At 65.3% G+C, this 26,953-nt stretch carries 20 protein-coding genes and 1 pseudogene; 6 read left to right on the top strand and 15 right to left on the bottom strand.

Annotated features, from left to right (window positions below; translation table 11 throughout):
- Positions 1-14: 14 nt before the first annotated feature.
- Positions 15-2,288, bottom strand: a complete 2,274-nt coding sequence (locus IVA93_RS12945) for a DUF1522 domain-containing protein (protein ID WP_247789818.1) — start codon at positions 2,286-2,288, stop codon at positions 15-17.
- Between the two features lie 112 nt (positions 2,289-2,400).
- Between IVA93_RS12945 and IVA93_RS40765 the strand changes: the two genes are divergently transcribed.
- Both IVA93_RS40765 and flbT read left to right on the top strand, forming a co-directional pair.
- Entirely contained in the window at positions 2,401-2,535 is a 135-nt protein-coding gene (locus IVA93_RS40765; RefSeq protein ID WP_256464753.1) for a hypothetical protein, read from the top strand.
- Between the two features lie 72 nt (positions 2,536-2,607).
- Positions 2,608-3,048: a flagellar biosynthesis repressor FlbT gene (flbT, locus tag IVA93_RS12940; protein ID WP_085348249.1), complete on the top strand. Its 441-nt coding sequence runs from the start codon at positions 2,608-2,610 to the stop codon at positions 3,046-3,048.
- 87 nt (positions 3,049-3,135) lie between these two features.
- Here the strand turns inward: flbT and IVA93_RS12935 are convergent, their stop codons facing one another.
- The 9 genes from IVA93_RS12935 to IVA93_RS12895 form a co-directional block, all read right to left on the bottom strand.
- Positions 3,136-4,635, bottom strand: a complete 1,500-nt coding sequence (locus IVA93_RS12935; protein ID WP_247409395.1) for a pyridoxal phosphate-dependent decarboxylase family protein — start codon at positions 4,633-4,635, stop codon at positions 3,136-3,138.
- A complete protein-coding gene (locus IVA93_RS12930; protein ID WP_204511748.1) occupies positions 4,632-5,885 on the bottom strand; it encodes an ATP-grasp domain-containing protein in 1,254 nt (417 codons plus the stop codon). The genes IVA93_RS12935 and IVA93_RS12930 overlap by 4 nt, the downstream gene beginning before the upstream one ends.
- A 1-nt stretch (position 5,886) precedes the next feature.
- Complete coding sequence (locus IVA93_RS12925; protein WP_247542125.1) at positions 5,887-7,536, bottom strand: hypothetical protein; 1,650 nt, start codon at positions 7,534-7,536, stop codon at positions 5,887-5,889.
- Entirely contained in the window at positions 7,526-8,308 is a 783-nt protein-coding gene (locus IVA93_RS12920; protein WP_085348252.1) for a hypothetical protein, read from the bottom strand. The genes IVA93_RS12925 and IVA93_RS12920 overlap by 11 nt, the downstream gene beginning before the upstream one ends.
- A gap of 71 nt (positions 8,309-8,379) precedes the next feature.
- Positions 8,380-10,782, bottom strand: coding sequence for a flagellar hook associated protein (locus IVA93_RS12915; protein ID WP_247409398.1), 2,403 nt, complete (start codon positions 10,780-10,782; stop codon positions 8,380-8,382).
- A 21-nt stretch (positions 10,783-10,803) separates the two neighbouring features.
- Complete coding sequence (gene flgK, locus IVA93_RS12910; RefSeq protein ID WP_085348254.1) at positions 10,804-12,687, bottom strand: flagellar hook-associated protein FlgK; 1,884 nt, start codon at positions 12,685-12,687, stop codon at positions 10,804-10,806.
- Between the two features lie 35 nt (positions 12,688-12,722).
- Positions 12,723-14,975 carry a flagellar hook-basal body complex protein gene (locus tag IVA93_RS12905; RefSeq protein WP_085383940.1) on the bottom strand — a complete coding sequence of 751 codons (2,253 nt, stop codon included), beginning with the start codon at positions 14,973-14,975 and terminating at the stop codon, positions 12,723-12,725.
- 178 nt (positions 14,976-15,153) lie between these two features.
- Positions 15,154-15,666, bottom strand: a complete 513-nt coding sequence (gene msrB / locus IVA93_RS12900; protein ID WP_026233843.1) for a peptide-methionine (R)-S-oxide reductase MsrB — start codon at positions 15,664-15,666, stop codon at positions 15,154-15,156.
- 85 nt (positions 15,667-15,751) lie between these two features.
- Entirely contained in the window at positions 15,752-17,209 is a 1,458-nt protein-coding gene (locus IVA93_RS12895) for an NAD(P)/FAD-dependent oxidoreductase (RefSeq protein ID WP_247409400.1), read from the bottom strand.
- A gap of 194 nt (positions 17,210-17,403) precedes the next feature.
- On the opposite strand from IVA93_RS12895, the gene IVA93_RS12890 reads away from it, so the two are divergent.
- Complete coding sequence (locus IVA93_RS12890; RefSeq protein WP_247409401.1) at positions 17,404-17,937, top strand: SixA phosphatase family protein; 534 nt, start codon at positions 17,404-17,406, stop codon at positions 17,935-17,937.
- A gap of 104 nt (positions 17,938-18,041) precedes the next feature.
- Complete coding sequence (locus IVA93_RS12885) at positions 18,042-18,467, top strand: universal stress protein (protein WP_007602088.1); 426 nt, start codon at positions 18,042-18,044, stop codon at positions 18,465-18,467.
- Positions 18,468-19,404: 937 nt separating this feature from the next.
- Here the strand turns inward: IVA93_RS12885 and IVA93_RS12880 are convergent.
- On the bottom strand, positions 19,405-19,641 hold the full coding sequence (locus tag IVA93_RS12880; protein WP_162496269.1) for a DUF1127 domain-containing protein: 237 nt from the start codon (positions 19,639-19,641) through the stop codon (positions 19,405-19,407).
- 184 nt (positions 19,642-19,825) lie between these two features.
- Between IVA93_RS12880 and IVA93_RS12875 the strand changes: the two genes are divergently transcribed.
- The gene (locus IVA93_RS12875) at positions 19,826-21,169 is read left to right on the top strand and encodes an aminotransferase-like domain-containing protein (protein WP_247412201.1); all 1,344 of its coding nucleotides are present in this window, start codon (positions 19,826-19,828) and stop codon (positions 21,167-21,169) included.
- 18 nt (positions 21,170-21,187) lie between these two features.
- Here the strand turns inward: IVA93_RS12875 and IVA93_RS12870 are convergent, their stop codons facing one another.
- Entirely contained in the window at positions 21,188-21,787 is a 600-nt protein-coding gene (locus IVA93_RS12870; protein WP_085383989.1) for a YdcF family protein, read from the bottom strand.
- 76 nt (positions 21,788-21,863) lie between these two features.
- Entirely contained in the window at positions 21,864-22,451 is a 588-nt protein-coding gene (locus tag IVA93_RS12865; protein WP_247337387.1) for a hypothetical protein, read from the bottom strand.
- 79 nt (positions 22,452-22,530) lie between these two features.
- Between IVA93_RS12865 and IVA93_RS12860 the strand changes: the two genes are divergently transcribed.
- A complete protein-coding gene (locus tag IVA93_RS12860; protein ID WP_027566871.1) occupies positions 22,531-22,965 on the top strand; it encodes a hypothetical protein in 435 nt (144 codons plus the stop codon).
- A 2-nt stretch (positions 22,966-22,967) separates the two neighbouring features.
- Here IVA93_RS12860 and IVA93_RS12855 read toward each other — a convergent pair.
- Positions 22,968-25,367, bottom strand: a pseudogene (locus IVA93_RS12855) (putative bifunctional diguanylate cyclase/phosphodiesterase).
- Positions 25,368-25,479: 112 nt separating this feature from the next.
- Entirely contained in the window at positions 25,480-26,883 is a 1,404-nt protein-coding gene (locus IVA93_RS12850) for an MFS transporter (RefSeq protein WP_085348844.1), read from the bottom strand.
- Between the last annotated feature and the right edge of the window lie 70 nt (positions 26,884-26,953).

Raw genomic sequence — 26,953 nt, 5'->3', positions numbered from 1 at the left:
ATGTCGTCCGCTTGTTAGCGGAGCAGTTGCAGCACGCTCTGCTGCGACTGGTTGGCCAGCGACAGCGCGGAGACCGCGATCGACTGACGGGTCGACAGTGCCTGGCTGTTGGCCGCTTCGGTGTTGGTGTCGGCCAGGGTCAGGTTGGACGAACCGGTCTGCAGCACGTTGATCAGGCTCTTGTTGAAATCCTGACGCACCTGCACCACCGAGAGGTTCGAACCGAGGCTCGACGCTTCCGAGCGCAGCGTGCTCGACGCGGCGTTCAGGTTCGACAGCACCTTGTTGGTCGCGGAGTTGTCGATGAAGTCGACACCGCTGGTCAGCGCAGCGAGGCCGAGACCCTTGGAGTTGTAGGTCACGCCGGTGATGCTCAGGTTCGACTTGCCGGTCTCGTCGAACACCAGCTTGAGCTGGTCGCCGTTCAAGAGGTTGACGCCGTTGAACGAAGAGTCCTGCGAGGTCGTGTCGATCTGGTTCAGGATGTTGTTGTACTGGCTGACCAGGTTCGAACGCGAGGTCTGGGCTACCGTGTCCTGGACGGGGCTGGAAGCCGTCGAGAAAGTCAGCGCCGAAGTGAGCGTGCCGCCGATCGAACCACCCGCGGCGCTCGAACCGATGGTCGAGGACGCGTAATCGTTGGTGGTCGAGACCGTCAGCAGGCCGTTGGCGTCGATTGTCGCCGTCAGGTTGTTGGCCTGAAGTTTCGTGTTGAGCTGATCGAGCGTCTTGACCGTGCCGCTGGTGCCGTCGCCGAAGGTGACGTTGACCGCCGTACCGCCGTTGAAGGAGGAGAAGGTCAAGGTCTTGCCGCTGAGGCCACCGACGCCGGAGGTGCGGGCCGCGGTGAACGCGGTCGAGGTCCCGGTGTTGCCGGCGAAGCCAAGCGCATTCAGCGCATTGCCGGTACCGGTGATCGAGAGGTCGGCATTGACGCCGGTCGAGAGCTTGAGCTGGCCGGAGGCGTTGATCGACGAGTTGGTCTGGCCCGTGGCGGTCGCAAGCGTCGCGGTGCCGTTGGCGTTGACCGTCGCGGTCTGCACGCCGGTGGCAAGGTCGATGGCCTTGAGCACATCGTTGACCGTGCCGGCCTGCAGATAGACCGTCGAGTTGCCATTGCCGTCGGTGAGGACGTTACCGCTCGTACCAAAACCGCTCGGAACGCTCGGAGCACCGGTCGAGCCCGGGATCGGCGCGTTCTTGAAGGTGATGACGTGACCGTCGACGTTCAGCGTCGAACCGTCGGCGATCGTCGCACCCAGCGAGGCCGCGCTCGTGGTCCGGTTGACGTTGACGGTGGCGTTGCCGCCGCCCACGGCCGTGGTCAGGCCGAGAGCCTTGAGCAGGTCGGCCTTGCCGGTGACGCTGAGATCCGCACCCGTCGAGCTCTTCAGCGTGACGGCGCCGCCGACAGCGGTCGAGACGGCAGCACCTGGCTGGCTGGCGCTCGTGGCGATCGTCGCAGCACCCGCGGTGATGGATACGGTCTTGACGCCGCTGGCCAGATCGATCGCGGACAAGAGATCGTTGACGGTCGCGGTCGCGAGATAGACGGTGGTGTTGCCACTGCCGTCGGTGACGAGGTTGCCGCTGACGCCCGAACCGCTCGGAACGGCGGTCGACGCCGGAGCCGCGCCGCTGCGGAACGTGATGGTCTTGCCGTTCACAGTCACCGTGTCGCCATCGGCAGGCTGGGCGTTGCCGGCCAGGCCGGTCGCGGTCGTGCCGTTGGTGGCGATCAGGGTGATGGCGCCGGTCAGGGCCGTGGTGCCGTCACCAGCCGTCGCGCCCGTGCTTGCAAAGGAGCCGATGGTGGCGCCGAGCGTCGTGGTGCCGGTCGCCGCCGTGGTGCCGCCCGCTGCGCCGCTAAACACGACGTTGCTGCTTGCGGTCGCGCTGGCGAAGCTCGTGGTGCCGCGCAGGTCGGCCGCCGTCGCACCCGCGATCGTGGCGGAGACATTGGACTTGGTGGAGTAGCCGACGGTGGTCTGCAGCGCCTGGTTGGCGATCGACTTCGCAGAGTCGATCAGCTTCTGCAGTGAGGTGATGCCGGTGTTGGCGGCCTGCAGCACCTGCACGCCGTTGGCGATGCCGTCGAGCAGATTGTTGATGTCGCTGGCGCGGTTGTCGAGCGACTGTGCGGTGAAGAAGTTGGTGGGATTGTCCAGGGCCGAGTTGACGCTCTTGCCGGTCGACAGACGGTTCTGCGTGGTGGCGAGAAGATCAGCGGTGGACTGGAGGGAGAGGAGGTTCTGACGAACCGAGGAGGAGAGAACGATACCGGACATTGGGTGTTACCTTTCTGGTAAACGACGCTTACTGTTACGCGTCTGCATGGATCGAGTGACCCAGCGACCGGCGGACCGTGGGGCGGAGTCCTCTAACGAAACATGAAATGAAATGCGCGCTTTCACTGAGTCGGCGCGCGATTCGGCCCATTTGCACACTGGCCAGGTCACGCAGCCGGGCGATTTCAGCACTGAAATGATTGAGTTTTTCCGCGGCATCGGCCGGGATTTACAACTCGTTAACTAGTCTTGATGGAGTATTGCGCCCTGACCCGCCGCAACACACGCTCGGTTACGAAAGCGTTGATGGAGAACAGGCATGGCCCTCAAGGTCGAGCTCAGACCGCACGAACGCATCATCGTCGGCAACTGCGTGATAACCAACACCGACCAGCGCGCCCGCCTTCTGATCGACGGCGACAACGTGCCGATCCTGCGCGAGCGCGACATCCTCACGCCGGAGACCGCCGACTCGCCCGCCAAGCTCGTCTATCTGGCAGTCCAGCTCATGTACATCTCGCCGGATCCGCAGACCCAGCACGGCACCTATTTCAACCTGGTGCGAGACATCGTCACCGCGGTGCCGAGCTCCTGGCCGATCATCGAAGGCATCAACAACAACATCCTCAACGGCGACCTCTATCGCGCCCTGAAGGATGCCCGCAAGTTGATCGCCTATGAAGAGAAGTTGCGGGGCCAGTTCGAGGCCACCCATCCCAAGGCCGAAGCGAGCCAGGACGACGTCAGCACCGCCGCCTGATCCCACGCGTTCGCGCGACCAGCCAACACGACCGACAACGGCCCCGGATCGTCTCCGGGGCCGTTGTCGTTTCAGACCTGCATCGAGCTAGTGTGCCGCGAGCGGCGGCGCATCGACCTCGATCACAGCGTCTCGGCTGCGACGCCCGCCGAATTCCAGCACGGCCGCGACCAGCGCGTCGATGTCGCTCTCGTCGGTACGGTGATTGACGATAGCGGCGCGGATCGCAAACCTGCCGTCGAGCGTCGTGCTTGAGGGCGCCGCGATACCGGACTCCTGGATGTCGGCAACGATCTCGCGGTTGACCTCGTCGGCAGCGCGGTAACGAAAGCAGACGATGTTGAGATTGACCGGCGCCAGCAATTCCAGCCGCGGCTCGGCGAGAACGCGCGTCTCCAGATATTTCGCCAGCGCACAGCTTCGCGCGATCACCGCACCGAGCCGATTTGTGCCGAACGTCTTCAACGTGAACCACGTCTTCAACGCACGGAAGCCGCGCGACAGATCGGGGCCGAGATCGCAGGGCCAGATTGCGCCGGCCGCAAGCCCCCTCGCCTCGCGACGCAGATAGGCCGCGGGCTGCGCAAAGGCGTGCCGATGCTGCTCGCCGTCGCGCACCAGCAGGAAGCCGGCGTCATAAGGCACCTGTCCCCATTTGTGGAAGTCGAGCGCAATGGAGTCCGCAAGCTCAATGCCGCCGAGCAGCGGCGCAAGCTGGGGCGACAGAATCGCGAGCGCACCGAAGGCGCCGTCGACGTGAAACCAGATTCCTTCCTCGCGACACAACTCCGCGATCGCCTTGAGATCGTCGACCGCGCCGATATCGACGGTACCGGCGGATGCGACGACCAGGAACGGCCTGAAGCCGACCTCACGATCGATCGCGATCTGCGCACGTAGCGCGGCAACGTCCATGCGATGATCGGCATCGACGCCGATCTTGCGCAGCGCATCGCTGCCGAGCCCAGCGATGTCCATCGCCCGCGAGACGCAGCCATGGGCGGCCCGCGATGTGTAAGCCGTGAGCAGCGCACCGTCATTGCCGATGCCGTACTGCCGCGCCAGCGTGCCGAGCGCACTCGTACGTGCCACCAGCACCGCCATCAGATTGGCCATCGACGTGCCGGTGACGAAGATGCCGCTCGCGCTTTCCGGGAAGGCGAACAGGCGACGCATCCAGTCGACGACCTGGCGCTCCACCTCGATCGGCATGTGGTCGCGTCCACCGAGATTGGCATTGAGGCCTGCCGCGAGCATTTCCGCGACCATGCCGACCGCGGTGCCGCCGCCATGCACCCAGCCCATGAAACCGGGATGGACGTTCCCGGTCGCATAGAGCGCGACATGTTCGGAGAAGTCGCGATAGACGTCGGCGAGATCGTTCGCCTCGCGCGGCACATCGGCCTTGAACGCCGCACGAACGCCGTCGGGGATCGGCTGCCACACCGGACGCGCGCGAACGTTGGCGATGCCGTCGATCGTCTCGTCAAGCATGCGATGAGCGAGCGCGCGAAACTCGCTCCAGTCCTGCGGATCGAGCGAAGTGTGCGTGACGGAGCTTTGCGTGTTGCGGATGATCTCGTTCATGCTGCACTCTCCTCACCCGCTCTTGCATGCCGCGACAGCATCGCCGTGAATGCCGCAAAGATCTTGCGCATCTGCGGCGGCTTGTACGGAAATACGGCCGGCGGATCCATGTTGTGCACAACGGCGGTATTGTCGGCTTCGAAGACCAGCAGTTCGCGGTTCTGGTTCTCGGCGCAATCGACGATGAAGTAATCGAGGCCGACGCGCCTGCTCATCTCGTCGAGCGCGATTTTGTGGCGCGCGGCGAAAGCATGGTCGAAGTCGAGCATGAAGACGGCTTCCTCGGCCCGCTTCTCCTCGCTGAACGCCATGAAGGCGTTGAGATACCAGATGTCCCAGCGATCGGCGATTGCCATGTGGCACGCATAGGCTTTGCCGTCGACCATCGCGAGACGATATTTGCGGTAGAGCCCGTCCGGACTCGCATAGTCGACGAAACGTGCGACGAAGAAGTCCTGCTCTTGTCGCTCGGAGAGATAGGCCGCGAGCGCTCCAGCATCGTCGAGTTTCGCGAGACCGACGCCGGCATGCGTACCGCGCGGCCGCACGATCATTGGAAAGCGCAGTTCGCCCGTGATCTCCTCGCAAACGATCCTGCCTCGCGAAAGCTCCGACAATTGCGCACGCGTCGTGGGGGCGGTCACGGGAATGTCGAGGCCGGGCACGCCCGTCAGCAGACGATACAGCTTGTCGCGATCGAGATTGCCAACGAGATCGGGACGATTGAGCAGCGGCTTCGGCCAGTGCGGCGCGGCCTTCTCGATCAGCGCGAGCGCCTCCCGGCACTCCTCGGAATCGGATGCGATCACGATGGCGACGTCGTGCTCGGGCAGAGTCTCCGGCAGGCCGACGCCCTTGACAACGTAGAGCGTCAACAGCTCGATGTCGGAATCTTCAAGCAGGAAGTCGATCGGCGTGTTGCCGCCCATGTCGATATCGGCGGCGAGCGCGAGCACGCGCAGGCGGGGTTTTGGAGCCGCGCAAGGCGTACGAAACAATTGGTGGAAGGAGAGCACCTCGGTCTGGATCACCAGCCCAGCCTCCTTCTCGCCGAGAAGCTGGGCAATCAGCGAGAGATCGAGGCCTTCGCCGGCCTCCGCCGTTCCCTCCTCGATCCGCGCCAGCAGCCGCTCGCGCAACGGATGCAGGTCACCGCCCTCGAAGGCGCGGCGCGTCAACTGCGCAAAGCCGATGCGGTCGGCATAGGTCGGCGCGGTCACGCCGCTCGGCGCGGAAACTGGATGTTGCATCTCACACCTCGAACGCGGACTTTGCCGGCACGGCCGCAACCGCGCCACGGTCAAGCAGCAGCTCGATCTTCACCAGCACATGGGCGATGCGATCAAGAACGTGCTGCACATTGCGTTGCGCCTGCATTGTATCCGGCGACCATGCCTCGGTCACCAATCGTGCGCCGACGCAGAGGCGCAACACGGCCTGCGGCGCACCGTCCTGCCGTTCCAGTCGGACCGGCTGGCCGACGAGACAGCGCTGGGCGGCCACTTGCCGGTCCGCCGCGCTGCCGCTGATCTCCTCGGCCATGTCGCACGCCAGCGCCCGATGCACGGCGCCGGTCTCGGCGAGCGAGACCGGCTTGCCGCCGCGCAGCAGCGTGAACGGAAAGATCGTGGCTTGCACGAATTCCTCATCGTCTGCGCTGGACTTGTCGATGGCGGTTGGAATGGCACGAAGCGACGGCGACAACGCGATCATGCTGTCGATGCCGGCTGCGAGCTCGGCCAGCATCCTGGCGCGGAAGGCCCCGGGCACGGCGTAGTAGCTGCCGATCTCGGCCAGCGCGGCTTCCCAGCGCAGCCATTGACCGAAATTCGGCCGGCGCTCAAAGCGCGAGCGCAGCATCGTCCACGCCACCGGCCAGTCGCAGCGACCGGCATAGTCGAAGATGCCAGGCGCGATCCGGCTCATCCGGTCGATCGACCGCGACAGGCCTTTCGGCAACAGCAGCGCACCGCTGAAGCCCGGTCCGCCGAAAAATTTCGAGCCGGTGATCAGCACCATGTAACCACGGTCGAGATAGGCGCGCAGCCGCCGGCGACCGAGCCGCGCCTGACAGGCATCGACGACAATTTGAACCTTGCGCGGCCAGCGCCGCGCGATCTCGTCGAGACACGCCTCGCTTGGGGCACGCCAACCGAGTTTTGACGAATCCATGATCTGCAACAAAACGCGCCGGCCTTGCGCGAGGCTGGTCTCGACCGCATGCAGCACCGCGGCATCGGCATCGGTGCGCATCGCAATGCCGGCCGTCATGTCGATCAGCGGCACCGCGATGCTGTCGCCGGCGAGCCCCGTCACCGCGCCGTCCTTGCGCACGGCCATGCCGCCTGCCGTCATCGTGCTGAGATGGTGGCCGCGTGCGGTATGCGGCGTCCCGCTTCCGGTCTGGTCGGCGCCGACCACGATCGTCACCGGCGCCGCGCCGAGCACCGCGCGCGCTACGAACAGGGCGTGAAGCTGGGAGTCCGTGCCGGACGGCGAGAACACGACGTCGATCCGCGACGAGAGCGCAAGGTGGCCGCGCAGCTCCTCGCGCATGTCCTCGCAGCGGGCGTCGAAGGCGATTTCGACCTCGTCGAACAGGCACTTGTGCATCAGCTCTTCGCGCGCCAGCGCGGCGCGGTCGTAGGCCATCTGCGAGATCGTCGATGCGGTCGCGGAGGCGAAATTCCAGAGCTCCGGCTCCGGCGAAGCCGCGCAGCCGTAGGCGTTGACACTGTCGTTCGGATCGAGCGCCAGCCGCGGATCTCCGCCGGAGGCGAGCAGCGTATCCAGTGGTGTGAAGAGATCGCGCAGGCGATAGCGCGAGCCGCCGTCGGACGCGCGCTCGCTGGCTGACAGACGGGATGCGCCGGCGCTCATCCCGAAAGGCTCACGCCGCATCGGCCGCCGCCGCGGGCGCCGGTGCGAATTGCGAGGTGATGTCGCCGTGGAACACCGACGGTCCGACGTGATCGAGCGAGCTCTCGATGTCGGCCCAGATCTCACCGCCGATATCAGTCCAGCGCTTGCAGAAGGCGAAGTCCTCGGACAGATAGGTGCCGGTCGCCGCATCGATCATGCATTCGAACAAGGCAAACCGGTTGTGGCTCGCCGCCAGCGTATCGTGCGAATGCTCGTGGAAGAATTGCAGGGCCGCGTAGTCCGGATGGCGGCACATCGCCTCCAGCACGGAGCGCCGGATCATCAGGAAGCCGGTGCCGGCGTAGCGCACGCGGGTGAAGCCGTTCACTACCACGATGCGGTCGGGGTCCTCGATCTCGAGCACGTAGTCGAGCGATGCGGCCGGCACGTCGGCGCGGCCGGACTGGATCGCCCGCGCGGCCTTGTCCCAGTTGATCCGCTTGATTGGATAACAGCCGGCGACGACGTCCGCGCCGCACTCGATCAGCCGGAACACCTGCTCCGGCTTGAAGCCGATGTCGGCATCGATGAAGAGGAAGTGCGTCGCTTCGGGATCGTCCAGGAACATCGCGGCCAGATTGGCCCGCGCGCGCGTGATCAGCGCATCGCCGTCGCGCAGCAGAACCTTGAGCTCGAGATTGGCCATGCCGTGCACGGCGCGCTGGAGCGCGAAGATCGAGCTCGCATAGATGCTCGTCACCTGCCCGCCGAAACATGGCGTGGCCACCACCAGTTTCATCTTCTCCGACATCGTCAGCTCCGCCCCGCTGCAATTCTCACCAAGAGGTAAAGAGGCATGGTTAACGGCGCCTTAACGCCCGCTTACAGGAACTTGACGAGCGAGAGCTGCGCGAGGTTCGAGGTCACCTGGTAGGACGCCTGGAGCGCATTCTGGAGCGACAGGATCTCGCTCGCGACCTGGTCCGGCGAGGCTGATTCCGCCTGGTCGATGATGGTCTGGAGCTGCGCCTTGGCCTGGATCTGGCGCGTGCCTGCGTCCTTCATGGTGTTCTGGGCCATCGCGATGTCGGTCTGGATGTCCTCGATGCGCTGCTCGCCTGGCTGCTTCGTCAGGGCCTGTGTCACCCGCAGACTCAGCGCGGCGACCTGCCCGCCCGAATACTGCCCGGTCGGTGAGGTCGAGAACGTCCCGAACACGGCGACCGCCTGCAGCTCCTTGCGGATCGCGTCCTCGTTCGCCTGCGCGCCATACTGCACCGTGACGGAATCGTCGACCCGGGCCATCGCGGTGGAGCGCGGCGAGCCGGGGCCGTCATTGCCCAGGTACCATTGCACGGTGGTGGCCGAGCCGTTCACCAGCGTCGTCGCCGAGCCGAGGGGCGACGAGCCGACGCGCAGCGGAGCCTTTGCCGCCGTGACCGGGGAGGTCGTGAAGCCGAGCGCCGCGAACGCCGTGCTGTTCGAGCTCGTGATATTGAGGCTCCCGGGATCGTCCGTGTTGATCGTGATCACGCCGCCATGGATCGTCGACGGCTTCGTGGTGCCGGTGATCTGATCGATTTTGCCAAGCAGAGTTGTGATGTTGTCGGTGATGTTGATCTGGTTTGGGCCGCTGGCGCCCGAGGCGACAAAAGTCAGCGTCTGACCGTTCACCGTGATCGTATCGGGATTAACGGCAGGCGGACCCGCCGACCCCGCCTGGAACGCCGCTGAGAGGACTTCCGGGCCGCCCGTAGTCGCAATGCCGCTCAGCACAGTTGAACCGGTGATCTGAGGCGTCGACGCCACGCTGCCGCGCGTCACGCTGCTGAGACCGAGCGCCGTGGCCGCCGCGCCGCCGGTGACCGCCACGTCCGTGCCGGTGCCGGTCGCGATCTGGATATTGCCGCCGGCGCTCAGAGTTACGTTGGCGGCGGGGATGCCGGCCGCCGTCGCGATCGCATTCAAGATATCAGACACCTTCGCGGCGCTGCCCGAAGCCAGTCCGATAGTGGTATTGCCGCTGGCCGTTGTGGTGACGGTAGTGACAGTAGGGTCGAAGGTGATCGTGTGGGCGCCGCTCGCGCCGGTGATGGTCAGTGTGGTACCGGTCGGAGCGTTGGCGAGCGCGTTGAGAATGGTCCCGTTGAGATGGGGTGTCGACGACGAATCGAGCGACGTGGTCGTAGACGCAATCGCCAATGCGCTGTCCTGCAACGCGACCGAGCCCGTCCCGGTCGTCGAGGTATAGGAGCGCAGATTGCCGGTGGCCGCCACATTCGCGGTGGCGGATCCCGCCGTATTGAAGAAATTGTCACCGGCCGTGATAGCGGACGCCGCCACCAGCGAGGTGCCGGCGAGCTTCTTGATCGCGGTATTCAGCGCAGTGTTGAGGTTCGTCGCCGTGATGTTCGGGTCCGGAGGAACGACCGGAACGACATTGGGATTACCGGGGTCGATCGCAAAGCTGCCGACAGGTGTCGGCATCGCCGTCGATGCCGTCAGGTCGATCTGCTCGGTCGAGCCATCGGGCAGCGTGAACTGCACGCTGAGCTTGTCGCCATTTTTCGGATTGACGCCGTTGAGGTCGACCGAGAACGACACCGGCGAGCCGCTCGGGCCGGTGACCGTCGCGCCGGTCAGCGTCGAGGAGACCGCGGCGATCTTCAGGCCGAATGGCGATGCCGCGAAGTCCTCGGACACCTTCACCGAGCTCGGCGTCGGCTGTGGCGTCGTCAGCACCAGCCGGCCCATGCCGTTGGCGCCGAGGTCGGCGGCCTGACGCTCCGCCATGACGGTCTTGAAGCCCGCCTGCGTCGTGGTGCCGTTGATGATGTCGCCGGCATTCGCGACCGACGGCGTGTTGAAGGCGGTTCCGGAGAACAGATAGCGGTTGCCGGATTGCGTGTTGAGAACGCCGACCATCGAGCCGAATTGCGCAGCCGCGGTGTTCTGCGCAACCGTCTGGCCGTTGACGTTGAGATCCTGCGCGGTGTTGGCCGAGCCCGTCTGCACCGTGTTGCGGATCGTGGTCAGCGACTGCAACGCGGTATTGGCGAGGTTGATGCTGACGTTGACGTTGGTCATCGTGTCGGTATAGGCGGCAATGTTGGAGAGCTGCGCGCGCCCGGCGATCGCAAAGCCCTCGTTGGTGCCCATCCCGGAATAGTTCTGCGACAGCTTGCCGGTCGAGAGCTGCGTCGACAGGTCGGTGAGCTGCTGGTTGATGTTGCGGATCTGCGAGCCGAGAACCGACGAAGAATAGTTGATGCTGCTGATCGACATGTTTCAGAGCCCTGCTACTTGTTACACTTGAGCCTGGAGCAGCGTATTCATCATGCTCTGCACCACCGACATGACATGGGCGTTGGCGGCATAGGCATTCTGGAGCTGGATCAGGTTCGACATCTCCGAGTCCAGGTTGACGCTGGCGGTCGAGTTGAACTTGGCCTGCAGCGTCGAGACCACGACGCTCTGGCCCTGCTGGAGCTGGGTCGCCTGGGTCGCGGCATTGCCCTGAACGCTCAGGAACTGCTGGAGGTAGTTCGAGACGCTGCCGGTGAAGGGCTGGCTCGCCGAGCCCAGACCGGATTGCGGCGAATAGGAGAACACCGCCGAGGTGAGCTGCGAATAGAGATAGTCCGAGCGCGTGGTGTCGCCGGTGGGCGTCACCGGCGAGGTGTTGTAGACCGACAGCCTGGTCGAGTCGGTGGTGAGCTGCGTGTTCACGGCGATGCGTCCGGCAAGGCCGGTCATCTGCGAGCCCGATGCCGTGATCGCACCGGTGTAGAGCGCCTGCCCGCCATCGGTGAACAGCGGCAGTTGCGGATTGCCCGAGGTCAGCGACGAGATCGTCTTGGTGATCGAGGCCGAATTGACCTTGGCGAGGCCGCTGTTGTCGTCGGTAACCCGCAATGTGGTCGCCGTTGCCGGCGACGGGGCGGCGGCGAACGACAGATGCGAGCCGTTAAGCGCGGTGTTGAGCGCCGAGGCGATCGCGCCCATGCCGCCGGAGAAGTTCACCCCGATCTGCATCGGATTGGCGTTGGTGGGGTTCTGGAGCGGCAGCGCCGCCGGATCGGTCACGTTGACCAGCGTGACCTGCCGCTTGGTGTTGGTGGTCGTGTCGGTGTAGGTGAAGTTGACGCTGTTGCCCGGCGCCGCCCCGGCAAGGTCGAGATCGAAGCCGGCCGGCGGGCCGGTGACCGTGCTGCCGGCCGTGGTCTTGTCCGACAACGCGCTCGACATCGTCGCGGCGAACTGGTCGATCTGGTTCTGCGCCTGCACCAGCGTCTGGTCGCGCAGCTTCAGATCGGCCGCGATCTGGCCCGAAGACACCACGTTGTTGGCGATGACGTCGACCGAGGATCCGTTCGGGAGCTTGATGTTGAACGCGCCGACGCCGGATTTGGCCGGATCGATGTTGTAGAGCGAAGTCGCCGACAGCGCGCCGGCGGACGCAAAGGTGAATTGCGACGCCAGCCCGGCGCCGACCAGCTGGATGCCGGTGGTCGTGTAGATGTTGGCCTGATTGGACCCGTCGGTGGTGACGTGGACGTCGACATATTTCGACAACGTGTTGATGGCCTGGTCGCGCTGGTCCATCAGTGTCGCAGCAGAGGGGTCGTGTTCCGACAGGCCCTGGAGCCGGGAGTTGATGTCGGCGACCTGCTGCATCGCCGCGTTGGCAGCTAGCGCCGAGGTGCTGAGATCCTGCTCGACGTTGGAGCGCAGCGACTGGATGCCCTTGGTGGTGAGGTTGAGCTGCTGCGCCAGCGTCTGCGCGGCGCCGAGCGCAACCGTTTGCGCCGACGACGAGCCCGCGTTGGTCGACAGCGCCTGCAGCGCCGTGGTGAAACTGTTCAGCGCGGTTTCGAGCGTACCGCTGTTGCCGGGCGTGCCATAGACATTCTGAAGCTGCTTCAGGATGTTGGCCATCTGGTCGGCGTAGCCGCTGCCGCCGGTCTCGGTGCGCAGCTGTTTCTGCACATAGGTGTCGAGCTCGCGGCTGACGCCGGTCGTCGTCACCGTCGAGCCGAAGTCGCCGGTGGTGACCTCGATCTGGTTCGGCGTCTGGACGACGTAACCCGGCGTCTGCGAGTTGGCGACGTTCGACGAAACGATCGAGAGCGCAGCCTGATTGGCACGCAGACCGCTCATCGCACTGGCCAGGGCTGAACTCAAACCCATGTTGACTTGCCGCCTTTGGTTACGTCACGCCCCAATCAGCGCAACACGTTCAAAAGATCCTGAACCATCGTATTCGCCGTCGTGATCACCTTGGTGTTGGCCGAATAGGCCTGTTGGGTCACGATCAGTTTGGTGAATTCGTCGGCGATGTCGGTGTTCGAGCCTTCCAGCGACGAGCCGCTGATCGAACCGGAAGCACCGTCGATGGCAGGGCCCGACTGTTCAGTCGCGGCGTAGGCGCCGCCGTCCTGCGCCTTCAGGTAGTTGGTGCCGTTGAAGTGCGACAACGAGACCTGTGCGAGGTCGAGGTTCTGACCGTTGGAGAAGGTTCCGACCACGAGGCCGTTGTTGTTGACGGCGACCGATCGAAGCTGACCGGCGGCGTAGCCGTTCTGGGTGATGGTGTTGATGGTGACCGCGCCGCTGGTGCTGGCATATTGGGTCAGTCCGCCCGAGGAGATGTTGAAGGAGACCGAGCCCAGCGACTGGCCGCTGACGCTGACATTGTTGATGGTGATACCCGAACCGCTCGGCGAGGTCAGCGAGCCGTCGGCGGCAAAGGTGAATGCCTGGCCGGTATTGACCCAGCCCACCGTCGTGCCGGTCGCATTCGGATCGGTCTGGTAGAACATGTTCCAGGTATCGGCATGGCCGGCGCCGAGCGAGGCACTGTCGGTCTTGGCCCAGCGCAATTGCAGGTTCACCGGCGTGCCGGCCGCGTTGTAGGCGGTCACCGCGCCACCGCTGATCGATTCCTTGGTGAAGGTCGCGATGTCATTGCCGATCACGCCGCCGGTGCCGGCAACGCCACCGCCGTCACGATTCTTGGTGATGGTCGAGGTGAACCCAAGCGCGGCGAAGGCGGCGCTGTTGGAGCTCGCCACCGAAAGGTTGGAAGCTGTGCCGGTGTTCAGCGTGATCACGCCGCCACTGCTGACCGACGACCCCGTTGCACCGGAGAGAGCGTCGATCTTGCCGAGCAGCATCGTGATGTTGTCGGTGACGTTGATTTGGTTCGGGCCTGACGCGCCGGCGGCCACGAAGGTCAGCGGCTGACCATTGACCGTGATGACGTCGCCGGCGGAGAAGCCCGATGTGATCACCTCGGCGCCGCCGGCCGCTGCTGCGCCGCTCAGCACCGTGGCGCCCGAGATCGCGGGCGAGGACAGCACGTTGCCGCCGCGCGTCACGCTGCTGATGCCGAGCGCCGTGGCCGCCTGGCCGCTACCAACCGGTACGTCGGTGCTCGTGCCGCTGGAGATCACGATGTTGCCGCTGGCGCTGAGCGATGCGATAACGCCGGCGCCGCCGGCGGTCTGGATCGCGCTCAGGATGCTGGCCACGGTGGCCGTCGTGCCCGCGCCGAGACCGATCGTGGTGTTGCTGCCGACCGTCGTGACGGTGGTGCCGCCGTTGAACGTGACCGTGTTGCCGTTGATGTTGAGCACCTGGCCGCTCAGCGCGGTGAGGGTGGTGGAGGCGAGATGCGTACCCAGGGCGTTGTCGAGCGAAGTGGTGGTCGATGCGACCGCCGCAGAGTTGTTCTGGAGCGCCGTTGTGCCGGTCGCCGTGGTCGACGAGTACGGCGAGCGGACATTGCCGGTCGCGGCAGCGCCGGACGTCGTGGCGTTTGCATAGGGCGGAGGCGGCGTGCCGACCGGCAGCGGGTTGGCGGCGAAGTCCGACGGGTTCAGTCCGCCGGCGGCCAGCAGCGTCTTGGTTGCCGCCGTCGTGCTCGCCACGGTGTTCGGCTGGGTCGGCAAGTTCGCAGCGTATTGGATCGAGGTCGTCGCCTGCGCCGGGATAAAGTTGTTCTGGAATTTCAGGACCGTCGCAACGTTGCCTTGCGGGTTGCCGGTCTTCGGGTCGACTGTGACACCCATCAAATAGTAGCCGGCGCCGTTGACCAGATTGCCGTTGGCATTGAGCTGGAAGTCGCCGCGCCGCGTGTAATAGGTGACGCCGCTGAACACCGGCGCATTGTCGACGACGCCCGTCGCCTTCTGGATCGAGAAGAAGCCGTCACCGGTGATCGCCATGTTGGTGGCGACGCTGGAGCCCGAGATTGTGCCCTGCGTGGTGATGGTGGCCTTGGCGTTGGCGGTCACGCCGCCCGCGACCTGCTTGCTCGGGACCGAGGAGTCGGGAATGAGATCGACGAAGCTGGTGCCGATGCCCTTGTAAGCGGTGGTGGATGAGTTCGCGATGTTGCCGGAAATGTTCTGCAGCGCGTACGACTGCGCCTGCAGGCCACCCACCGAGGTGTTCATTGCATCGAAGATACCCATAACTTTGTCTCCAGATCCGATCTCGGCGGCCGGTCGACCATGGCCGCAGTCGGAGGAGACTGTCGCAAGGGCTATGCCAATGCGGGTTTTATCATAGAATCAATGACTTAACGAAAAAGCCCCGGCCTGATGACCGGGGCACAATTGCCGGGACCGGCAACAATTGCCGGGACGAAAGCTAGGTTGCGGACGCCGCCGCGGGATGGAAGACCAGCCCGAAACCGTCGATGCAGTAGCGCAATCCGGTCGGCTTCGGACCGTCGTCGAAGACGTGGCCGAGATGGCCGCCGCAGCGCCGGCAATGCACCTCGGTGCGGAGCATGCCGTAAGTGCGGTCCTCGGTCTTGCCGACATTGCCCTCGATCGGCTGGTAGAAGCTCGGCCAGCCCGTGCCGCTCTCGAATTTGGTGTCGGAGGCGAACAGCGGCAGGTCGCAGCCGGCGCAGGCGAAGACGCCCTTGCGGTGCTCCTTGAGCAGCGGGCTGGAGCCCGGCCGCTCGGTACCCTCCTTGCGAAGGATCTCATATTGCTGCGGCGTGAGCTGGGCACGCCATTCGGCGTCGGTCTTCTCGATCTCGAATTTTTGCGCGGCTTTCTCTCCAGCCTCAGCCGGCGATGCTCTGAGCCAGCGAAAGGCCGCAAGGCCGAACAGGCCGGCGACGGTCGTCAACAGGATGCGGCGGTCAAACATCTCATTCTCCATGCGGGAGCGTCTACGCCCTGAGATACGGGCTCTAACCGTCGACGTTACACTTCCGGGCGGAGTTTTTCTCACCTTATCGCGAGGCGCTGTCGTCCTGCGGGACTGGTTCCACGGCTTCCGCCACAGGCTTCGGCGGTGGGGCCGGCCGGGGCCGAACCCCGGGCGGCGGACGGCGCGGACCGGTCCCGGCGGCCCGGTTGGCTTCGGCCAGCCGCGCCTCGCGTTCCCGGTCCTTGACCCTGGCACGCTCGCGATAGCGGGCAAGCGAGCCTGCGGCGGCGGAACTCGCCCTGCCCCAGATTCCGACCAGTTGCCCGGCAACCCGCCCGGTCGTTCCCCCCGCCCAGACCAGCTCGAACGGCGAGAACAGCTTCCAGCGCTCGTCGCCCCACAGGATGCTGCGGGCGATCATCTGCCCGGCCATGGCCGAGGTGTTCATGCCTTGGCGGCCGAAGCCGCTTGCGACCCAGAGGCCTTTGCGCAACTGGCCGATCTGCGGCATGCCATGCACGGTCTGGCCGGTGGCGCCGCCGAACATGTCGGTGATCTCGACATTGCCGAGCTGGGGAAAGATCGACCGGATCCGCCGCCTGACGCTGCCTGCAAAGCGCTGCGGCCGTGCGGCCCAGGTGGTCTCCGGACTTTCCCACATCAGCCGGTCGCCATCGACGATCCGGAAATGATCGACGCCGTCGGAATCCATCACCGATCCCTTGAAGGCGATGATCTCGTGCACGCGCTCGCCGAGCGGCGCGGTGATGCCGGCATAGCGCCAGACCGGCAGCAGCGTCTCCGACAGGCGCCGCAACGGCGCGCCGAGATCGATGTTGCCGGCGAGCACGATATGGGTGGCGCGCAGCCGCGCCGAGGGCGTGACGATGCGCTTGCGGATGCCGGAATGATCGATGCTGACGACCGGCGTGTCCTCGAAGATGCGGGCGCCTGCGCGCCGCGCCAGCGCCGCGAGGCCGTGCACATATTTGCGCCCGTCGACCTGGAACGCCTTCGGATAATGCACGCCGTGGAAGTAGCGATCGGTCTTGAGTGCGGCGCGGACTCGATCGACCTGCCAGCCCTCGGCCTCGGTGTCGAAATCCTCGTTCAGCATCTGCAACCGGCTGATCAGCCGGTCGCCGGCATCGACGTTGGAGACCTCGAGCACGCCGTCGGTCGGGCCGATCCCGGGCATGTTCTCTTCGGTGGCGTTGGCCCGGACGAACTCGGCGCCCTCTTTCGACAGTGTCCACAATTCCCGCGCATCCTCGAAGCCGATGCGCTCGATCAGCTCGGCGAGCGGCAGCGCGAAGCCCGGCATCACGGTGCCGAGTTGATTGCCGGAAGCGTTCCAGCCGATGTGGCGGCCCTCGAGCACCGCGACGCTGGCCCCCAGCCGGGCCGCCTCGAGCGCAATGGAGAGCCCTGCAAGCCCCGCCCCGATCACGCAGATGTCGGCGTCGAGATCAAACGACAGTCGCGCGCGTTCACGAAAGCCGGCTTCTTCCTGGGACACGCTTGTGAAAGTCTCGCTCATGCCGTTTCTTAGAGCATGATCCGGAAAAGTGTGCAGCGGTTTTCCGAAAAGATCATGCTCAAAACAAAAATTTAAAGCGCGATGGGGATTGTCCTAATCTCATCGCGCCTTAGAGGACTGTGCAGGCCCTTGTCACCTTGCCCTCAACCGGCACCTGTAGATTATTCTGGAACGCGTAACGATTCGAGAGTGCCATGCGCCGTTTGATGCTGCTGCGTCACGCCAAGACCGAGACTGACGCGCCGAGCGGCCGTGACCAGGACCGCCGGCTCGACGACCGCGGCCACAAGGATGCCGCCGAGATCGGCGACTGGATGGCCTCCCATCCCCCCTTTCCCGAGGCCGTACTGGTATCGCATGCCGTCCGGGCTCGGCAGACCTGGGACATTGCCTGGGAGACCATGAAGGACCGCGTCGCAGCGCCGCAGGTCGAGGTCCTGCCGGAACTCTACGCCGCCGATCCCGCCCAGATTCTGGAATCCATTCGCACTGCAACCATTCCGGCTGATCCGAGGCAATTGCTGCTTGTCGGCCACAATCCGGGCATGCATGAGATCGCCCTGATGCTGACGGGCGGCGGCGATCCGGCCGCCGCCAAGGCGCTCGCCGACAACCTGCCCACGTCGGGGCTTGCGATCTTCGATTTTGACGTCAAGGATTGGGGTGACGTGGCTTACCGCCGCGGTAGGCTGGTGCTGTTCGTCAGTCCAAGGCTGCTTCGAAGCTAAGGCTACTTCGAAGTTAAGGTTGCTTCGAAGCTAAGGCTGTTTCGATCGGGTTGATCGCGCGACGTGCCGGCAAGACGTCCTGACTGGAAGATTTGGAGGCGCAGATGTTCAAGTCGATCCTCGTGCCCATCGACCTCGCCGACACCGACCTGGCCAAGCCGGCGATCGCGACCGCCGCAACGCTGTCGCAGACCTGGAGCGGCGTGGTGCGCCTGCTCAACGTGCTGCCGATGACGCCGGTGATGCTGGCCGAATACGTGCCGGCCGATTTCGACGAGCAGCAGCGCCAGACCTCGGAAGAAGCCCTCGCCATCGTCGCACGCGAGTCCGGCATCGAGCCTTCCCGCATCTCCAGCGTGGTGCGCCAGGGCGGCATCTATCACGAGATCCTGGAGGAAGCCGTTCACATGAAGGCCGAGCTGATCGTGATGACCTCGCACCGGCCGGCGATGCGCACCTATTTCCTCGGCTCCAATGCCGGGCATGTCGTGCGCTACGCAAAATGCTCCGTGCTGGTGGTCAGGCACTGAGCGTTGCGGCGAAACTCGCAATTGCGAGCTGCCAGCTCGTAGCCCGGGTGAGCGAAGCGATACCCGGGGCAGCTCGTGGTGGGAATCCCGGATGTCGCTTCGCTCATCCGGGCTACAAGCCCTTGCGTTGAGCGACGGGCAAAACACCTAAACGACAGGTCAATCCGCTCGCGCAAAAATATTCTACTTTGCCGAAATTCGGAAATCACGTATGTGTCGCCGCAACCCGGCCCAAGGAAGAGGGGCGTATCGCGATCGTCACGAACGCGGGCCGGACAGCGGCGGACGCTGGGCCACACCGGCGCGAATGGTTGCGCAGGGCGGGCAACCGTGAGCGAAGGCGTCGCGCACACGACCGGTGCTGACAGCGTACGGTAAAACCGTGTCGTCCTGACGCCCGGGGTCTGTGCGTCAAGTCTTGTGGTGATGTGGCGGCCCGACCGGGTTCGCGCATCAGCCATCCGCAAGGCGACGGGGGCAATAGTGCATCGCTCCCCGGGGAGAGCACGGCATAAGCCGTAAAACCGCTGCGCAGGGAAGGCCGGACGTTTTGGCTTCACCTGTATGCCGCTGTGCAGATTTTTTACTGCAACTTCGCACAGTGGACCGCGGGTGCCAGCCGGCGCCCGGTCTTCCCTGCGCCCTCTTTCATTCGAGGGTGAGGCGATCAAGCAAAGCTCGGGCGAACAAGCCGCGAGAGGGCGAAGGTGTGTCTGCAATGAAAGCGCGAGCTAAAGGAGCGACGGGTGCTGTCCACAAACGCCGTCATTGCGAGCGCAGCGAAGCAATCCAAAGTCTTTCCGCGGTGGGATTTCTGGATTGCTTCGCTGCGCTCGCAATAACGATGTCGAAGCAGGTATGCCAGAAGCTCCAGTCTCGTCGGCTCTGCGCAGCAGCGTCAGAACGCTGCTGCGCGTCCGGGACAAGAGCGAAGCGCTTACAAATACCGCGTCAGCTCTGCTTTGGCCTGACCGTAGACCGCGTCTTCGATCTGGCTGCGCGTGATACCGATGTCGCGCAATGCGCGGTCATCGAGGTCGTTCAGCGTCTTGACGGCGGAGCGGCGCTCCAGACTGTCGAACAGCGCATAGGCGCCGTTGGCCAGCTTGCGGAAAAATCCGTTTGACGAGGATGAGCGTAAACTCCGCCCGGCGGTCTGCGAGATCGTGGTCATTGTCCTTCTCCGGCCTGTTGTCCACGCGGCGAAGCGGATGCCGTTGGCGCAAGCGCCTGAGCGCATGCACCTAATTTGCCATTGGATTGCTCTCGCTCTCCTCGGCTCAATCGTGAAGCTTGATGGAACTTAAATGCTCCAGTACACTACTCGGAGCAAGTGAAACATTGCTCTCGGTGCAATAATGTCCAAGTTCGAGTACGTGAAGCTTGCCGATGCCATTGCCTCGGATATCTCTAACGGCACGTTAAGGCCCGGCGACCGGCTGCCGCCGCAGCGCAATTTTGCCTATGACCGCGGCATCGCGGTCTCGACCGCGAGCCGGGTTTATACGGAGTTGCTCCGCCGCGGCCTCGTCGTCGGCGAGGTCGGCCGTGGCACCTTCATCTCCGGCGACATCAGGCGCGAGGTCGAGGCGCTGAGCGAGCCGCGCGACGCGCGGATCGATTTCGAGGTCAATTACCCGCTGCTGCCGCAGCAATGGGCAATGATCGCCAAAAGCCTTGCGGGCCTCGAACGCGTCGACGCGCTCGAATCCGCACTGCGCGTCTCCACCAGCACCGGCACCAAGAGCGCGCGCAATGCAGCCGCCGCCTATCTCGCGCGCAAGGATTTTGCGCCGCAGGCCGAACAGATCGTCTTCACCGCCAACGGCAAGCAGTCGCTCGCGGCCGCCCTCGCAGCCCTCGTTCCCACCGGCGGCCGCTGCGGCGTCGAGGCCCTGACCTACCCTTACGTCAAGAGCATCGCCGCGCGGCTCGGCGTGACGCTGGTCCCGATTCCGATCGACGAATTTGGCGCGCGCCCCGACGCCATCCAGAAGGCACATCGCGAGGCGCATCTGTCGGCGCTGTATCTCCAGCCCATCATCCAGAACCCGCTCGGCGTCACCATGAACGCGACGCGGCGCGCCGACATCATGCGCGTCGCCGAGAAGCTCGATCTCACCATCATCGAGGACGCCGTCTACGGCTTCCTGGCCGATGACACGCCGCTGGCCGCGCTCGGCCCCGACCGCTGCATCGTGATCGACAGCCTGTCCAAGAAGGTCGCCCCTGGCCTCGCGCTCGGCATCCTGGTCGCGCCGCCGCGATTGCGCGAGAACGTGATGAGCGCGGTCCGCACCGGCGGCTGGATCGCGTCCGGTCATGCGCTGGCATCCGGACAGCGACTGATGGCAGACGGCACCGTCGCCGAGCTGACGCGGTTGAAACGCATCGACGCCGCGCGCCGCCAGCAGACCGCGGCAAGGCTGCTCGTCGGCTACCAGCTCGCCGCGGATCCGCGCTCCTATCATCTCTGGCTCACGCTGCCGGCGCACTGGCGCTCGCAGACCTTCGTCGCCGCGGCAGCCCGGCGCGGCATCGCGCTGACACCGTCCTCGACCTTCGCGATCGCCCATGGCCACGCACCGAACGCAGTGCGGCTCGCCCTCGCTCCGCCTTCGTTCGAGCAGCTTGATTCCGGTCTGCGCACGCTCGTGTCGTTGCTCGGCACCAAGGAAGAGGATTTCGACTCGACGGAGTAGCGCGCGCTTGTCCCAAGCTCAGGCCGCCGGCCATTCCGCGATGAAGCCCCTCGCCTTGTAAGGCTCGATCTTGTCCCATTCATGCAGCATGCGGCGGCAAAATTCGGGATCGGTGTGCCAGAGCGCGCGCGACGTCGCAAAGCTGTCGACCGTGAGCAGCATTTTCTCGACCTCCGGCCAGTGCCGGTGCAGCGTCATCGGATAACGCCGCGCGGTCCAGGTGTTGCCGAGGCAGATCACGCGGCGGACATTGTGCAGCCCGAGCGCCGCGTCGATGATCGGCAGCGAGAGGATCACGTTCTCGCCGGTGTTTAGGGCACGATGCTCCTCGAGGATTCGGTCAGCCGGAATGCCCGCCGCGACCATCGCCGCCTTGATGATCGTGCACTCGGATTGCTCCGAGCCCGCCGTCACGCCGCCGCTGACAATCGACCAGCGAAAATAGCCCTGGCGCCACAGTCGCCCCGCCGTATCGGCCCGCAGCGCCACGTCCTCTCGGGTGCCGAACATGAACAGGAGGTCCGCCGGCTGCAGCGGCGTATCGATGAGATGGGCGCGGTTGATCTCGGAGATCTCATCCGCCGAAGGCCTCCGCGTGCTGCGATCAAGGGTTGACATGGCAGCACGATGCGACACCGCCGCAACGGCGCGAAGTCACGTTTGATTGCGGCCCATTGCACCAAAGGCAAGGCATTTAGGGCAGCAACGCTCTCGGCAGGCGATCGAAGCTGTAGCTCCGCGGCTGGTTACGCCGGACGAAACCGCCGATCTGCCAGGCGAACAGCGCGGCAAAACCGATGATGAACAGCGCGCCGGCGAATTCGCCGATCGCGAGCGCGCGGACCAGGAGCCCCGTCATCGCCACCGCAAGCACCGCAAGAAAAGCCAGTATTGTCGCGTAGGTCCTGCGGCCAAGGCCCGCGGTCAATTCGGCGCGGCTGCCGGCCTGCGCCATGCGCGCGTGCAGCGCGACGATGAAGTTGCGAAAGCCATTGTCCTGCGGCGCCATCAGGGCCGCGGTCTGCCAGCTCGTCGACAGGATCGCGATGCGGCCGCCACTGGCATGGCTGACATCGGCGCGAAAGCGGTGCTGCTGCATCGACACCGGGCGGAACGACAGCCGGATTGCACTGATCTCGCCATAACGCCACAGGCCCGAACGGCCGCCGATGTGCCAGGACAGCCCCTCCTCCGTCAGCTCGAAGCGATGCGCCGAGCCGATCAGCGACGCCTTGTAGGCATAGCTCGCACCCGCAGCCATCTCAGCTCCCGAATCCCGCATCTTCACAATCGATCCTATCCGGGCGATCCACTCTGCGATCCGCTTGCGTGAGCGCCCTGCCCCATCCTACAAGCGAGCCATGGCTGAGACGATTTTTTTTCCACGCCGCCTGATTCTCGGCGCCGCCGTGATCTCCGGCGTGCTGCTCGCGCTCGCCGTGCACATGCTGGGCGCGCGCTACGGGCTCGACCTCGGCGGCCTCTGGCACTCGGACACGCACGAGTTCATACCGGCGGGCGCGGCGATCGCCTGGTGGCTGATCGCCTCCGTCGGCTTCTCCGGCGGCTATTTCACGGCGACATTGATGCAGAGCGCCGTCTCGGGCCAGATCCCGCAACGGATGCGACAATTCCTGATCGCGGTCGGCGTGCTGCTGCTTGCGGGTGCTGGCCAGGTGGCCTCGGCGCCGAGCCCGGTGCCGACGGTCTCGGGCGTGCTGGCCGGAATTGCCGCGCTGGGCCTCGGTGCTGTGATGGCGTTCTGCGGCGCGCATTTCGCACTGCGCCGCGGCTAACCTCAGGCGGTTGCGCGCAACGGCTGTCGGTCCAGCATGATCGCGACATCGGAAGCCGGCCGCGGCTTGCTGAACAAATAGCCCTGCGCCTGGGTGCAGCCTTCGCGCCGGAGCAGCTCGAGTTGCCCGTCGTTCTCGACCCCCTCTGCCGTGGTGACGATGCCGAGGCTGCGGCCGAGGCCAGTCACGGCACGGATGATCGCCATGGAATCCTCGCGCGTCGCGAGTTCCGACACGAAGGAGCGGTCGATCTTGATCTTGTCGAACGGGAAGCTGCGCAGATAACTCAGGGACGAATAGCCGGTGCCGAAATCGTCGAGCGAGATGCGCACGCCCATTGCGCGCAGCTCGTGCAGGGTGGTCAGCGTCGCCTCACTGTTCTGCAGCAGCACGGATTCGGTGATCTCGAGTTCGAGACGGCGCGCGTCGAGGCCCGACAACGCCAACGCCTCGGTCACGGATGCGATCAGATTTGGGTTCCTGAACTGCACGGGCGACAGGTTGACCGCGACGTCGACATCGTCAGGCCAGGTCGCGGCGTCGGTGCAGGCGGAGCGTAGCACGAAATCGCCGAGCTGGATGATGAGGCCGGTCTCCTCGGCCAATGGAATGAAGCTGAGGGGCGCGATCAGGCCGCGCTGCGGATGATTCCAGCGCAGCAGCGCCTCGAACGCGACGACGCGACCGCTGGCGACGTCGCGGATCGGCTGGTAGTACGGCTGGAACTCGTCACATTGCAGCGCCGCGCGCATATCCATCTCCAGCAGACGCCGTGCTTGTGCGCGCGCATCCATGCCGGTCTCGAAGAAGCGATAGGTGCCGCGACCATCCGCCTTGGCGCGGTACAGCGCGAGGTCGGCGTTCTTCAGCAGTTCATCGGGATTGTCGCCGTCCTGCGGGGACAGCGAGATGCCGATGGAGACACCGATGATGATCTGATGGTCGTCGATCTCGTAAGGCGCCGAGATCACCTCGACCAGGCGGCCGGCAAGGGACCTTGCCGCGGCTTCCTCGGAACGTCCGATCTGGACCACGGCGAATTCGTCGCCACCGAGCCGCGCCACGGTGTCGCTCTCGCCGACGGTGACCTTCAGCCTGCGCCCGACCTCCTTGAGCAGCGCATCGCCGATGGGGTGGCCGAGCGAGTCGTTGATGTCCTTGAAGTGATCGAGATCGAGACAAAGCACGGCGAGCTGGTCGCCCGATCCGGTCCGGCGCAGTCCCTGCACGAGCTGCTCGTGGAACAGCACGCGGTTCGGCAAACTGGTCAGCGCGTCATGGCGGGCCATGTGCGAGATCTTGGCCTGGGCCTCCAGCCATTCGGTGATATCCTCGAAGGTCGCGACCCAGCCGCCACCCTGCATCGGCTGGTTGACGACCCGGATGGAGCGGCCGAACCTGGTCACGATGTCGGTCGTGGTGCGGCTCTCGCGGGCGTCGGCGACGAGGCGCGCGAAGAATTCGCCGGCATCGCCCTGCCACTGACCCTTCGCCTGCTCCTCCCGCAGCACGTCGACCAGCAGTCGGCCGGTGAGCAGGATGTCGGTGCGGCCAAGCATCGCAGCATAACGCTCGTTGAACAGGATGATCTTGCCGTCCGCATCGAACATGCACAGTCCCTGCGACATGTTCTCGAGCGCGGTATCCAGCACGACCTGCTGGCGGCCCAGTTCGCCCTTGGCGCGGCGATCGAGCAGCGCGGCCACCAGCGCAATCGCGATGATCGCAACTGCGGCACCCGCGGTAAGAAAGGACAACTAGGCCGGCGGGATCGATAACCCGCTGATCGCGAGCGTCGGATCCGGCGTCAGAACGACAGCGCCCATTGCGGTGAAATGATGTGCGACGATGGCGACCGTCAGCAGTGTGCTTGCGGTCAGCGCGTGGAAGAGGTCGTCGCGCCGCGCAGCGACGAACAGCGCGAGCGCCGCGAAAACAATTCCGAACAGTACCGAGGCGGCAACCGTGCTCCCGATCCAGTCGACCCGTGCCGGCATCTCCAGCGCCGCCATTCCGGTATAATGCATCGTCGCGACCGCGGCGCCGACGATGGCGCCGCCGAGCACGATCCACGGCGCGCGCACGGAAGATGCCGCAAGACTCAACCCCACGAAGGTTAAGGAGATCGCGAAGATCAGGGAAAGGATCGTCACCGGGATGTTGTAGGCGCCGGCACCGCCCGGCCCGTAGGCGAGCATCGCAATGAAATGCGTCGCCCAGATGCCGCATCCGCTGACGGCGGCATCCAGGGCGATCCAGACCAGACGCCCGGAGCCGTGCGTCGCGCGCGCCCGGTGAAACAGGCTGATCGCCGCCGCGCTTGCGAGCAGGCACACCGCGCCGCCAAGCGCGACGAGCCGCCAGTCGTGCTCCTCGGTGAGACAGTAGAGAACTTGATGCATTGCGGGCCCCTATCGACCCGCACTTGAACCGACAGAGATGGACAGTCGGTAACCGGCTACGTGCCTGTTTCGGGGATGGTGAACGGAAGCTGTGTTCAATCGCTCGGATTGTTCATCCGCGCGAAGGCGCGCCGAGGCCGATCACGGCGGCGGCGAGCAGCAGCACGGCCGCCGACACGACCAGCGACAGGTGCAGGCCGGTCACAAACGCGCCTTCCGAGGCCACCAGCGAACCGAACAGCGCAACGCCGAGCACGCTGCCTGTCTGCCGCGTCGCGTTCAGGACGCCCGCCGCGATGCCGGAGCGTGCCTTCTCGACGCTGCCCAGCAAGGTCGAGGTCAGCGGCGGCACCAGCAGCCCAAGTCCGCTGCTGATCGCGATCATCTGCGCAAAGATCGCCCAATAGCTTGTGCCGGCCTCGATCCACAGCAGGCCGAGACAGCCGAGCGCCGAGACGCAGGCTCCGACGACGATGGTCGGGCACGGGCCGATACGCTCGGCGAGGCGCGGGGCCAGCAGATTGACCGGCAGCACCACCGCCATCATCGGCACGAAGGCGAGACCGGTCCACCACGCCGACAGGCCGTTGATCCTCTGGAAGTAAAGGCTGAGCACGAAGATCAACCCGTAAATCGCGACGTTCACGAGCAGGCCGACGAGCGCGGTCAGGCTGAACAGCCGGTGATCGAACAGGGACAGGGGCAGCATCGGCTGCGTCGCGCGGCTCTCGCGCCAGACGAACAGCACCGCCAGGAGAGCGGCTGAAGCGAACGCCGCGAGCACAGCCGGATGCTGCCAGCCAAGCGCGCCCCCCTCGATGATCGCGCCGGCGAGCGCCCCCAGCGCACCAATTGCCGCGAGCTGGCCGGGCAGATCGATCTCGCGTGAGGGCGCGCGCGTGGTCTCGGTCGCATAGCGCCAACTCAGCCAAAGGCCGATGAGGCCGATCGGAAGGTTGACGAGAAAGATCGCGCGCCAGCCGACCAGCGTGATCAGCGCGCCGCCGACGAAGGGGCCCGCGGTGAGCGCGAGGCTCGCACCGGCGGCCCAGATCGCGACGGCGCGGCCGCGCTCGCGGTCGTCCGGATAGGCATGATTGAGCAGGGCAAGAGAATTCGGCACCAGGATCGCCGCCGCCAGGCCCTGGACCAGCCGCGCCCCAATCAGCACGGTCGCATTGGGCGACAGCGCACAGGCGAGCGAGGCCGCGGTGAAGATTGCGAAGCCCGCCATGAAGACGCGCTTGGCGCCGATGCGGTCGCCGAGCGCGCCGGCCGTCAGGATGAAGGCGGCAAACGCAATGGTGTAGGCGCTGACAACCCATTGCAGCTCAGCGACGCCGCCGCCGAGCGTCCTGCCCATCGCGTCGAGCGCGGTGTTGACGATGGTGACGTCAAGTTGCACCACGCCATAACCAAGGCTCATCGCGGCAAGGGTGAGGGACGTTGCAAGCCGGGAGCCGGAATGCGGCACGCCGGCTTCGAAGGCTTCGTATCTTGCGGTGCTTACTCGCATGCTGCCATCTCGGTTGCAGCCCCATGCGAACGATACGCTTCCAGCCCCTCGTCATGTTACGACAAGGATC

The organism is Bradyrhizobium sp. 155 (genome assembly GCF_023101105.1).
GTDB classification, from domain to species: Bacteria; Pseudomonadota; Alphaproteobacteria; order Rhizobiales; family Xanthobacteraceae; genus Bradyrhizobium; species Bradyrhizobium canariense_D.
This window is presented reverse-complemented; position numbering and strand designations above follow the sequence as displayed.